The organism is Pseudomonas defluvii (assembly GCF_001695625.1).
In the GTDB taxonomy this organism is placed as follows: Bacteria; Pseudomonadota; Gammaproteobacteria; order Pseudomonadales; family Pseudomonadaceae; genus Aquipseudomonas; species Aquipseudomonas defluvii.
On record NZ_MBPN01000068.1, the window covers coordinates 16987 to 28772 of the forward strand.

Annotated in this window: 9 protein-coding genes; 8 read left to right on the forward strand and 1 reads right to left on the reverse strand. The window is 60.2% G+C overall.

The genetic code is table 11. The annotated features are described in order from the left end of the window. The first annotated feature begins 8 nt into the window (after nt 1-8). From hutG to EKA13_RS17805, 8 genes are all read left to right on the forward strand, one after another. On the forward strand, nt 9-812 hold the full coding sequence (hutG, locus tag EKA13_RS17770; protein ID WP_065760645.1) for an N-formylglutamate deformylase: 804 nt from the start codon (nt 9-11) through the stop codon (nt 810-812). 101 nt (nt 813-913) lie between these two features. Next, entirely contained in the window at nt 914-1885 is a 972-nt protein-coding gene (gene pip / locus EKA13_RS17775; protein WP_065760646.1) for a prolyl aminopeptidase, read from the forward strand. Further along, a complete protein-coding gene (gene dtd / locus EKA13_RS17780) occupies nt 1882-2319 on the forward strand; it encodes a D-aminoacyl-tRNA deacylase (RefSeq protein WP_065760647.1) in 438 nt (145 codons plus the stop codon). The genes pip and dtd overlap by 4 nt, the downstream gene beginning before the upstream one ends. A 263-nt stretch (nt 2320-2582) precedes the next feature. After that, a complete protein-coding gene (locus EKA13_RS17785) occupies nt 2583-4295 on the forward strand; it encodes a glucan biosynthesis protein G (protein WP_065760648.1) in 1713 nt (570 codons plus the stop codon). Then, nucleotides 4288-6861 (forward strand): glucans biosynthesis glucosyltransferase MdoH, encoded by a 2574-nt coding sequence (gene mdoH, locus EKA13_RS17790; RefSeq protein ID WP_065760649.1) that lies wholly within the window; start codon nt 4288-4290, stop codon nt 6859-6861. The genes EKA13_RS17785 and mdoH overlap by 8 nt, the downstream gene beginning before the upstream one ends. 229 nt (nt 6862-7090) lie before the next feature. Continuing rightward, nucleotides 7091-7888: a transporter substrate-binding domain-containing protein gene (locus EKA13_RS17795; protein WP_176717448.1), complete on the forward strand. Its 798-nt coding sequence runs from the start codon at nt 7091-7093 to the stop codon at nt 7886-7888. A gap of 74 nt (nt 7889-7962) precedes the next feature. Beyond that, nucleotides 7963-8925 (forward strand): amino acid ABC transporter permease, encoded by a 963-nt coding sequence (locus EKA13_RS17800; RefSeq protein WP_065760651.1) that lies wholly within the window; start codon nt 7963-7965, stop codon nt 8923-8925. Further along, entirely contained in the window at nt 8918-9652 is a 735-nt protein-coding gene (locus tag EKA13_RS17805) for an amino acid ABC transporter ATP-binding protein (RefSeq protein ID WP_065760652.1), read from the forward strand. The genes EKA13_RS17800 and EKA13_RS17805 overlap by 8 nt, the downstream gene beginning before the upstream one ends. Nucleotides 9653-9713: 61 nt before the next feature. Here EKA13_RS17805 and EKA13_RS17810 read toward each other — a convergent pair whose 3' ends face one another. Then, the gene (locus EKA13_RS17810) at nt 9714-11669 is read right to left on the reverse strand and encodes a methyl-accepting chemotaxis protein (RefSeq protein WP_065760653.1); all 1956 of its coding nucleotides are present in this window, start codon (nt 11667-11669) and stop codon (nt 9714-9716) included. Between the last annotated feature and the right edge of the window lie 117 nt (nt 11670-11786).

Consider the following 11786-nt stretch of genomic DNA (forward strand, 5'->3'; position numbering starts at 1 on the left):
GCGTCTTTATGGATAAGGTTCTGAACTTTCACCAAGGCACCTTGCCGCTATTGATCAGCATGCCCCATGCCGGCGTGCGTTTGACACCGGCAGTCGAGGCCGGCCTGATCGAACCGGCACGCAGCCTGCCGGATACCGATTGGCACATTCCACGGTTGTATGACTTTGCGGTGAGCATGGGCGCCAGCATTGTTTCCGCCGAATGTTCACGGTTTGTCATCGACCTCAACCGTCCAGACGATGACCAGCCGCTGTATACCGGTGCCACCACCGGGCTGTACCCGGCCACCCTGTTCGACGGTACGCCGTTGTTCAAGGAAGGGCTGACGCCACCGGCCCGCGAGCGAGCTGACTATCTGGAGCGTATCTGGCGGCCGTATCACGACACCTTGCGCCAGGAACTGGCGCGTCTGCGTGAGCAGTTCGGCTACGCGCTGCTGTGGGATGCCCACTCGATCCGCTCGCACGTCCCGCACCTGTTCGACGGCACGCTGCCGGACTTCAACCTGGGCACGTTCAATGGGGCCAGCTGCGACCCGCAACTCGCCGAGCAGTTGCAAGCGGTGTGCGCTTGCGCCGAGGGTTACAGCCATGTGCTGAACGGGCGCTTCAAGGGTGGGCATATCACCCGTCACTATGGTGACCCGGCCAGGCACATTCATGCGGTACAGCTGGAGTTGGCGCAGACTACCTATATGGAGGAAGTCGAGCCGTTCCATTATCGCGAGGATCTGGCGCAACCCACCCGGCAGGTGCTGGAACGCCTGCTCAACGCAGCAGTGGCCTGGGGCAAGGCGCGCTACGCAGTGTGAACGGTTTTATGCGGTGTCAGATGTTGCGGGGGGCATGCTCAAAGCGCAATTCGGGTTTATGATGCCCAACGGCAGAATAATTCCCCCACACGGAGTGCGTAATGCAGACCTTGTACCCGCAGATCAAACCCTACGCCCGACACGATCTGGCCGTGGAGGCGCCGCATGTGCTGTATGTTGACGAGAGCGGTTCGCCCGAGGGATTGCCGGTGGTGTTTATCCACGGTGGGCCGGGAGCAGGGTGTGATGCACAGAGTCGCTGCTATTTCGACCCGAACCTGTACCGCATCATTACCTTCGATCAGCGCGGCTGCGGGCGCTCGACTCCTCATGCCAGCCTGGAGAACAACACCACCTGGCATTTGGTCGAGGATCTTGAGCGCATTCGCAAGCACCTGGGTATCGACAAGTGGGTGGTGTTCGGTGGTTCCTGGGGGTCGACCCTGGCCTTGGCCTATGCCCAGACTCACCCGGAACGCGTACATGGTTTGATCCTGCGCGGTATCTTTCTGTGCCGCCCACAGGAAATCGAGTGGTTCTACCAGAGTGGCGCCAGCCGCTTGTTCCCTGACTACTGGCAGGACTACATCGCGCCGATTCCCGCCGAGGAACGCGGCAACCTGGTCCAGGCTTTCCACAAGCGCCTGACCGGCAATGATCAAATTGCCCAGATGCATGCCGCCAAGGCCTGGTCGACCTGGGAAGGACGTACCGCTACCCTGCGGCCCAACCCGTTGGTCGTCGACCGCTTCTCCGAGCCTCAGCGCGCGTTGTCTATTGCGCGGATCGAATGCCATTATTTCATGAACAATGCATTCCTTGAGCCCGACCAACTGATTCGCGACATGCCGAAGATCGCCCACCTGCCTGCAGTGATCGTGCATGGTCGTTATGATGTCATCTGCCCATTGGATAATGCCTGGGAGCTCCATCAGGCCTGGCCAAACAGCGAGCTGAAGGTGATTCGCGATGCAGGGCATGCGGCGTCTGAGCCGGGTATCACCGATGCGCTGGTGCGTGCTGCCGACCAAATGGCCCGGCGTTTGCTGGACTTGCCACTGGAAGAAGCGTGAAGGGCCTGTTGCAGCGCGTGCGTAGCGCACGCGTTGAGGTGGACGCAGAGATTGTCGGGGCGGTCGACCAGGGATTGCTGGTGCTGGTTGCCGTCGAGCCGGGCGATACCCGCGCCCATGCCGACAAGCTGCTGCACAAACTGCTCAATTACCGCGTGTTCAGTGATGAGCAGGGCAAGATGAACCTGTCGCTCAAGGACATTCAGGGCGGCTTGCTGCTGGTCTCGCAGTTCACCTTGGCGGCTGATACCCAGAGCGGATTGCGCCCGAGCTTCTCCAGCGCTGCACCACCTGCGCTGGGCGCGGAGCTTTTCGAGTACTTGCTGGGGCAGGCGAGGGCGTTGCACGCTACAGTTGAAAGCGGGCGTTTCGGTGCCGACATGCAGGTACATCTGGTCAATGATGGCCCCGTAACATTTATGTTACAAATATAAGGCTGAAAACCTCCTTTTTTGCAGGAAAAAAGGAGGGTTCTAGCAGAAATAGTTGTGTTGCCCTGATGCGTTGTAGCGCCGCCTGCTAGATAATCGCGCGCTACCAAGATCGGCGTTCGCCGATTTGTTTTACTTTAACTTGAGAACTGTCTGACGCCGTTTAGGGAATCATTACGCCCTTTCGGAGTCCGAACAGTGCTCGCCAACCCGGCAAGCGATGGCTGGCAGTTGGTTCTTTGATCTGTTTTCGGCGAGGGTTGCTCGTGATTGTAAGTCCCTGTAATGCACCAAGAACTTCTGGCAATCGGCTGCGCAAGGCTCTGGCAGCCGGCTCGGCGCTCGTCTGCCTGCTCGGCGCAGGCCAGCTCTGGGCGTTCAACCTTGACGATGTAGCGGCCAAGGCGAAGGATCTTGCCGGGCAGAAGTACGAGGCGCCGAAGAGCAACCTGCCCGCAGTGTTCCGCGAAATGAAATTCGCGGACTACCAGAAAATTCGCTTCCGTGAAGACAAGGCCGAATGGGCCAAGGCCAAGACGCCGTTCAAGCTGTCCTTCTATCACCAGGGCATGCACTTCGACACCCCTGTGACGATCAACGAGGTTGTCGGCAGCAAAGTCCACGAAATCAAGTACGACGCCAGCCGCTTTGACTTCGGTGACCTGAGCTTTGACAGCAAGGCCACTGAAAAGCTCGGTTACGCCGGCTTCCGCGTGCTGTACCCGATCAACAAGGCTGACAAGCAAGACGAAATCATGACCTTGCTGGGCGCCAGCTATTTCCGCGTGGTCGGCAAGGGGCAAGCCTATGGCCTGTCTGCCCGTGGTCTGGCTATCGACACGGCACTGCCTTCTGGCGAAGAGTTCCCACGCTTTACTGAGTTCTGGATCGAGCGTCCAAAGGCGACCGACAAGCAACTGGTCATCTATGCGTTGCTTGACTCGCCACGTTCCACCGGTGCTTACCGTCTGACCCTGCGTCCGGGTAGCGACACCATCGTTGACGTCAAGTCCAAGGTGTTCCTGCGTGACCGTGTCAGCCGCCTGGGCATTGCCCCGCTGACCAGCATGTTCCTGTTCGGTGGCAACCAGCCATCGAAGGTGCTCAACTACCGTCCTGCCCTGCACGACTCTGAAGGCCTGTCGATTCATGCCGGCAACGGCGAATGGCTGTGGCGCCCGCTGAACAACCCGAAACACTTGGCCGTCAGCAACTTCAGCGTGGAAAACCCACGTGGTTTTGGCCTGTTGCAGCGTCAGCGCGAGTTCAGCCAGTTCGAAGACCTGGATGACAACTACCATAAGCGCCCAAGCGCCTGGATCGAGCCTGTTGGCGACTGGGGCAAGGGCACGGTCGACCTGGTGGAAATTCCAACTGCCGACGAAACCAACGACAACATCGTTGCGTTCTGGAGCCCGGAAAAACTGCCTGAGCCTGGCACTGCTGCCGAGTTCGAGTACCGTCTGCACTGGACCATGGATGAGTCCGAACTGCATTCGCCGAAGCTGGGTTGGGTCAAGCAGACCCTGCGTTCGACCGGTGATGTCAAGCAATCCAACCTGATCCGTCAGCCTGATGGTAGCGTGGCCTTCCTGGTCGACTTTGAAGGCCCGGTGCTCAAGGCGTTGCCGGAAGACACCGCTGTACGTAGCCAGGTCAGCCTTGGCGACAACGGTGAGTTGGTCGAAAACAGCCTGCGCTACAACCCGGAAATCCAGGGCTGGCGCCTGACCTTGCGGTTCAAGGTCAAGGACCCGAACAAGTCCACTGAAATGCGTGCTGCGCTGGTACGTGACGTTCCTGTTGAGCCGGCCAAGCCGACCAAGCAGGAAAAAGCCGCTGCCAAGCAGGCCAAAGACAAGGCCGAGAAAGCGGCCGCACAGCCAGCCGCCGATGCGGCATCCACCACCACGGCTCCGGCCACGACCGAACAAGTCCTGACCGAGACCTGGAGTTATCAGTTGCCTGCCGATGAGTAAACACTCTGCACAACCAGGGTCGCTGAGCGAATACCTGGAACACCTGCCACTGAGCGACGAGCAGCGGGCCGAACTGGCCAGCTGCACCTCGTTCAGCGAGCTGCATCAACGCTTGTCCGCACAACCGTCTGCCGGGGAGGCCGAGGCCGCCCAGGCGTCGGTTGCAGGTCGCCTTACCTTGGGTACGGCTGAGGAGCTGGAGGAGGCCGAGATGCTCGGCCTCGATGCCAGCGGTCGGTTGTGCCTGAAGGCTACCCCGCCAATTCGTCGCACTCGGGTGGTTCCTGAGCCGTGGCGGACCAATATCCTGATCCGCGCCTGGCGTCGTTTGACCGGCCGGACAAACGCCCCTGCGCCCGAAAAGCGCGAGCTACCGGCTGCACGCTGGCGCTGGGTCGGTTCGCTGCGCCGCTACATCCTGCTAACGCTGATGCTGGGGCAGACCATCGTTGCCGGTTGGTACATGAAAGGCATCCTGCCCTACCAGGGCTGGTCGTTCGTCGAACTCGACGAGGTCCTGAACCAGCCCCTGCTGACCACCGTCCAGCAGGTCTGGCCGTATGCACTGCAGACCAGCATCCTTATCTTGTTCGGTATCCTTTTCTGCTGGGTATCTGCTGGTTTCTGGACCGCCCTGATGGGCTTCCTTGAGCTGCTGACCGGGCGCGACAAGTACCGTATCTCCGGCAGCAGTGCTGGCAACGAGCCGATTGCGCCGCAGGCGCGTACTGCGATCGTCATGCCGATCTGTAACGAAGATGTCCCGCGTGTATTTGCAGGGTTGCGGGCGACCTTCGAGTCGGTGGTTGCGACGGGCGATCTCGACCGTTTCGATTTCTTTGTGCTTAGTGACACCAACGACACCGATATTGCCGTGGCCGAGCAACAGGCCTGGCTGGAGGTTTGCCGCGAGGCCAAAGGCTTTGGGCGGATCTTCTATCGCCGTCGTCGTCGCCGTGTGAAGCGCAAGAGTGGCAACCTGGACGACTTCTGCCGTCGTTGGGGGGGGGACTACCGTTACATGGTGGTACTCGACGCCGACAGCGTCATGAGTGGCGAATGCCTGACCAGCCTGGTGCGGTTGATGGAAGCCAATCCGGACGCCGGTATCATCCAGACCGCGCCAAAAGCCTCGGGCATGGACACGCTGTATGCGCGCATGCAGCAGTTCGCCACCCGCGTCTATGGCCCGCTGTTCACTGCCGGCCTGCACTTCTGGCAGCTCGGCGAGTCGCACTACTGGGGGCACAACGCAATTATCCGGATGAAGCCGTTCATCGAGCACTGCGCCTTGGCGCCGTTGCCGGGTAAGGGGGCCTTCGCCGGTGCGATCCTCTCCCACGACTTCGTCGAGGCCGCACTGATGCGGCGTGCGGGGTGGGGCGTGTGGATTGCCTACGATCTTCCGGGCAGCTACGAAGAACTGCCGCCGAACCTGCTCGACGAACTCAAGCGCGACCGGCGCTGGTGCCACGGCAACCTGATGAACTTCCGGCTGTTCCTGGTCAAGGGCATGCACCCGGTACACCGTGCGGTGTTCCTCACGGGTGTGATGTCCTACCTGTCGGCGCCGCTGTGGTTCTTCTTCCTGGTGCTGTCGACAGCGCTGCTGGCAACCAACACCTTGATGGAGCCGCAGTACTTCCTCGAGCCACGTCAGCTCTACCCGCTCTGGCCTCAATGGCACCCGGAAAAAGCCATTGCGCTGTTCTCGACGACCATTGTGCTGTTGTTCCTGCCCAAGTTGCTCAGCATCATTCTGATCTGGGCCAAGGGCGCCAAGGAATTTGGCGGTCGTTTCAAGGTGACGCTGTCGATGCTGCTGGAGATGCTGTTCTCCATGCTGCTGGCGCCTGTGCGGATGATTTTCCACACCCGTTTCGTACTGGCCGCGTTCCTGGGCTGGGCGGCAACCTGGAACTCGCCACAGCGTGACGACGACTCCACACCATGGAGCGAAGCTGTTCGCCGGCATGGCCCGCAAACCCTGCTGGGCGTTGCCTGGGCACTGTTGGTGGCATGGCTTAACCCGAGCTTCCTCTGGTGGCTGGTACCGATTGTCGGTTCGCTGATGCTGTCGATCCCGGTTTCGGTGATCTCCAGCCGGGTCAACCTGGGCCTGCGCGCCAAGGATGAACGCCTGTTCCTGATCCCTGAGGAGTACGCGACACCGCATGAGTTGCTGGCGACTGATCAGTACACCCATGAAAACCGTTGGCATGCACTGAATGACGGTTTTGTCCGGGCCGTGGTCGATCCACAGCAGAATGCCCTGGCCTGTGCCCTGGCGACAGCGCGTCACGGTGTTGCTGCACCGATCGAGGCCCTGCGCGCCGAGCGTATCTCCAAGGCGTTGGAGGTTGGCCCTGGCGCACTCGACGGCAGTACCCGATTGGCACTGCTCAGTGACCCGGTAGCGTTGTCACGCTTGCATGAGCGTGTCTGGGCCGAGCAGAGTGCCGCCTGGCTGGACGTCTGGCGGCAATCGATTGCCAGCAACCCGCATTCGCCGTTGTTGCCGTTACACCCGCAGTCGCAGGAGTTGCCATCGCTGGCTAATGCCTGATCGTTGAACTGCGCTGCAACCATCGCCGACAAACCGGAGTGCCCTACATGGGGCTTGGGCTTGCCGGCGATGTCGTTTCTGCCGACAACACATAACAAAGTGCCTATCGCCTATATGTGCCTTGCGGCGCATGGGGTAGCATCGCGCACTTCGATACAGTGCGTCGTCCATCAGGGCGATCTGCGATCACAATAAAATTCGAGCTTTCCTGTTGGGGGATCTGGTGATGATGAAAAAGTACCTGTCGATGCTGCTGGCCGGCGTCGCGGCACTGGCTACAGTGGCAACGGCCCAGGCCGGGGCAATTGACGACGCAGTCAAGCGCGGCACCCTGCGCGTGGGTATGGACCCTACCTACATGCCGTTCGAGATGACCAACAAGCGTGGCGAAATCATCGGCTTCGAAGTCGACCTGCTCAAGGCCATGACCAAGGCCATGGGCGTCAAGCTGGAGCTGGTGTCCACCAGCTATGACGGTATCATCCCGGCGCTTCTGACCGACAAGTTCGACATGATCGGCAGCGGCATGACCCTGACCCAGGAACGCAACCTGCGTCTGAACTTCAGCGAACCCTTCATCGTGGTCGGCCAGACCCTGCTGATCCGCAAGGAGCTCGCAGACAAGGTCAAGTCGTACAAAGACCTGAACACCGACGAGTACCGTATCACCTCCAAGGTGGGGACTACCGGTGAACTGGTCGCCAAGAAGCTGATCGGCAAAGCCAAGTATCACGGCTACGACAACGAGCAGGAAGCCGTGATGGACGTGGTCAACGGCAAAGCCGATGCGTTCATTTACGATGCCCCCTACAACGTGGTTGCGGTGAACAAGGCCGGTGCTGGCAAGCTGCTGTTCCTGGACGAGCCGTTCACCTATGAGCCGCTGGCCTTCGGCCTGAAGAAAGGCGACTACGACAGCATCAACTGGATCAACAACTACCTGCACCAGATCCACAACGACGGCACTTACAAACGTATCCATGACAAGTGGTTCAAAGACACCGCTTGGCTCAAGGACATGGAATAAGGCCGTCGTTCGACTGGCTTGAAACTTGACGCGCAGGCTAGCCCTGCGCGTTCGCTTTTACGGAACTACCTTTCGTGATTAAACACAAGAAAGCTCAGTGGCCTTGGCACGGGCTGACCGCATTGGTGTTGGTCGGCCTGGCCGTCAGCCTGTATTACGCGACCTCGGTGATTTCCTACGAGTGGCGCTGGAGTCGGGTGCCACAGTATTTCGCTTACCAGGCTGAAGAAGCGCAGCGCGCGGCCGGCTACGGCAAGGTCGAAGCCATTGTGCAGCAGGGCAGCATGGCCAAGGTCACCCTGCGCGACGAAGACGGCGGCGAACAGGTGCTGGACGTCGAGCAGAACAGCCTGCAGCTGTCCAAGGGCGACGATGTTGCTGAAGGCGATCTGGTGGGTGTCACTCGGCACTGGACCGCAGGGCCGCTGGCCTGGGGCCTGTGGACCACCGTATGGATTTCGCTGGCCTCCGGTGTGCTGGGCCTGCTGGTCGGCCTGGTGGCCGGTTTGTGTCGGCTCTCGAACAACCCGACCCTGCGCGACCTGTCGACGGTGTACGTCGAGTTGGTGCGTGGTACGCCGTTGCTGGTGCAGATCTTCATTTTCTATTTCTTCATCGGCACGGTGCTCAACCTGTCTCGAGAGTTCGCCGGGGTAGCAGCCTTGGCGCTGTTTACCGGTGCCTACGTGGCCGAGATCGTGCGTGCGGGGGTTCAGTCGATTGCCCGTGGCCAGAGTGAAGCCGCCCGCTCGCTGGGGCTGAGTGCGAGCCAGTCGATGCGCCATGTGGTGCTGCCACAGGCATTCAAACGTGTCCTGCCGCCGCTGGCAGGGCAATTTATCAGCCTGGTCAAAGACACGTCGCTGGTCTCGGTCATTGCAATCACCGAATTGACCAAAAGTGGCCGTGAGGCAATTACTACCTCGTTCTCGACCTTCGAGATCTGGTTCTGCGTTGCCGGCCTGTACCTGCTGATCAACCTGCCGCTGTCGCATTTCGCCAGCCGGCTTGAGCGGAGGCTCGCGCAAAGTGATTGAAGTTCGCGATCTGGTAAAAGTCTTCGATACCCGTGGTCAGGTGGTACGAGCTGTCGACCACGTCAGCACCGACGTAGCCAAGGGCGAAGTATTGGTAGTGCTCGGTCCTTCGGGGTCGGGCAAGTCGACCTTCCTGCGCTGCCTCAATGGCCTGGAAAGTTTTGATGAGGGCTCGGTGGCCATTGACGGCTTGCAGTTGAACGACCCGAAGACCGACATCAACGCCTATCGCCGTGAAGTCGGCATGGTGTTCCAGCACTTCAACCTGTTCCCGCACATGACCGTGCTGGAGAACCTGTGCCTGGCACAGAAGGTGGTGCGCAAGCGCAGCAAGCAGGAGCGCGAGGCCAAGGCGCGGGCATTGCTGGAGAAGGTCGGTATCGGTCAGAAGGCCAACGAGTACCCCTCCAGGCTCTCGGGTGGCCAACAGCAGCGCGTGGCGATTGCCCGGGCACTGTCGATGGACCCGAAGGTGATGTTGTTTGACGAGCCGACCTCGGCACTCGACCCGGAAATGGTCGGTGAAGTGCTGGACGTCATGAAGACTCTGGCTGTGGAAGGCATGACCATGGTCTGCGTCACCCACGAGATGGGCTTTGCCCGCGAAGTCGCGGACCGGGTGCTGTTCTTCGATCACGGCAAGCTGCTGGAGGACTCGCCACCCGAGGCGTTCTTTACCTCGCCAAAGGACCTGCGTGCCCAGGCGTTCCTGCGCCAGGTGCTGTAGCGCTTGTGTCATGGGTGCTGGTTCGCCAGCCCCCATGCTCGGGTCATTCCTTGCGCAAGGCTCAGATGCCGAATCGGCCGACCATCGTCGTCAATTGATTGCCCAGTTTCTGTAGCTCCACACTCGATCGGGTGATCTGTGTGCTGGCCGATGCGGTTTCCTCGGCAACATCGCGCACATTGATCACGTTGCGGTTGATCTCCTCGGCGACTGCGCTTTGCTCTTCGCTGGCTGTCGCGATCTGCTGGTTCATGCCCTGGATGTTCGAGACGCTGTGAGCGATCTGGGCCAGGGCCGCGCCAGCTTTTCTGCTGAGGGCAACGCTGTCCTGGGTCAGGTTCCTGCTGCTGTCGAGCAGTTCAACGACCTGAGCGGTACCGTTGTGAAGGTTGGCGATCAGTTCCTCGATTTCCTCGGTGGACTGCTGGGTGCGTTGTGCCAACCCTCGTACCTCATCGGCAACTACGGCGAAGCCTCGTCCAGCCTCACCTGCCCGGGCAGCCTCAATGGCGGCATTGAGTGCCAGCAGGTTGGTCTGCTCCGAGACCGACTTGATCACATCCAGAATGCTGCCAATGCGCTCGCTTTCCTGCGCCAACTTGCCCATTGCCTGGATTGAACGGTTGACTTGATCCGCCAGCTGTTCGATTTGTGCGACGGCTTCCGCGACGACCTGATCGCCCAGTTGGGCCTGATGGTCGGCATCACAGGCTGCAGCCGAAGCCTGTTCGGCATTGCGAGCCACCTCCTGTACCGTTGCGGCCATCTGGTTCATGGCGGTCGCCACCTGATCGGTTTCTTCCTTCTGGCTGCTGACACCGCCGTGCGTCTGAGCGGCTACGGCCGAAAGCGTCTGTACGGCGTCCGACAGCTGGGAAGTGCTATGACCAATACCGCCGATCAACTCGCGCAGGCTTAAGGTCATGCGGTGCATGCTGCGTTGCAACTGGCCCATTTCATCCCGGCGCGTCACCTCGCTATCGCCGCTCAGGTCGCCCTGAGCAATCCGTGCGGCCAGCTCAAGGGTGTGTCGCAGGGGCGTGGTGATCTGCAGGGTGATAATCCACGCAGCCAGAATGCCGACCAGCAGTGCCAGCGCGGAGACGCTGCTGAGGGCGGCTTGTGCGGTGTTTGCCTCTTGCTCTTGAACACTGAGTTGATGGTCTGTCAGGCGTTGGCCGACTTCACGCATCTGCTTGCCAAGGGTTTCCAGATCATTCTGTACATTTTCGACTGCAATGGCAGCATTACGGTACTGATCCAGCGCCTGGCCATAGCGGCTCAGCGCTGAGCCGCTCGCCTGCAGTGCCGAGGTGTCCGTCAGCTGGAGTTGAGCCAGTGCCGTACCCAACTGACCGAGTGCCGACTCGGCAGCGGTCATTGCCTGCTTGCCGACATTGGCAAAGGCGCTGGTAGGGTTGGACATGTAGGCTGGCACCTGACGTTGCTGGCTGACATTGTCGATCTGCCGGCCCAGGTTCTCCAGCAACCTCAGCGCCTTGGAGCGAGCCGTCTGGTTATGCTCCATATCCTGCAGGAGCAGGAGCTGCTTCTCGATGGCATCAATCGTGTCGAGAACTTGCTGCTCCTGAACCTCCAGCGCTTGAAAGTGCGTCATGCGCAACGTGACGGCTTTTTGCAGGGTGTCGAAGTCGCGCTGGTAGGTGTGCACGAGCTGTTGCTCGTCGTTCAGCAATTTCAGTTCTACGGGGTCGTCGAACTGCGGCAGCATGAGTTCCAGCATGTGCTGCATGTCGTTCAAGGCCTTGAGTACCTGGCCCTTGCTCTCATCGTCAGCCAACACCCGGAAGGTGATGCGCTCGGCGCGCAGATCCTTGTTGAGCTCACTGAGTCGGGCAATGCTGGACAGTCGCTTTGAGCTCTCAATGGCATCACCCAGCGCGGTCCAACCGAACAGGGTTATGGCCAGTGTCAGCGACAGAACCATGGCAAAACCGGCGGCGAGTTTGAGCTTGACGCTCAGGTTGCTAAGCAGGCGGGACAAGGGGCCGAACATGGCGGTTCTCCTGAATGATGAAGGGCTTCGCGCCTGAAGGGGGAGGCGCGGCCATTGTGCTCATCGGCCGGAGAACGAGGACCTGAACCTGTGAGTGATGTAGGAAATTTCGCCTAA

Coding starts and splice junctions, on each gene's coding strand:
- hutG (WP_065760645.1), top strand. CDS start 9: ATGGATAAGGTTCTGAACTTTCACCAAGGCACCTTGCCGCTATTGATC.
- pip (WP_065760646.1), top strand. CDS start 914: ATGCAGACCTTGTACCCGCAGATCAAACCCTACGCCCGACACGATCTG.
- mdoH (WP_065760649.1), top strand. CDS start 4,288: ATGAGTAAACACTCTGCACAACCAGGGTCGCTGAGCGAATACCTGGAA.
- EKA13_RS17795 (WP_176717448.1), top strand. CDS start 7,091: ATGAAAAAGTACCTGTCGATGCTGCTGGCCGGCGTCGCGGCACTGGCT.
- EKA13_RS17810 (WP_065760653.1), bottom strand. CDS start 11,669: ATGTTCGGCCCCTTGTCCCGCCTGCTTAGCAACCTGAGCGTCAAGCTC.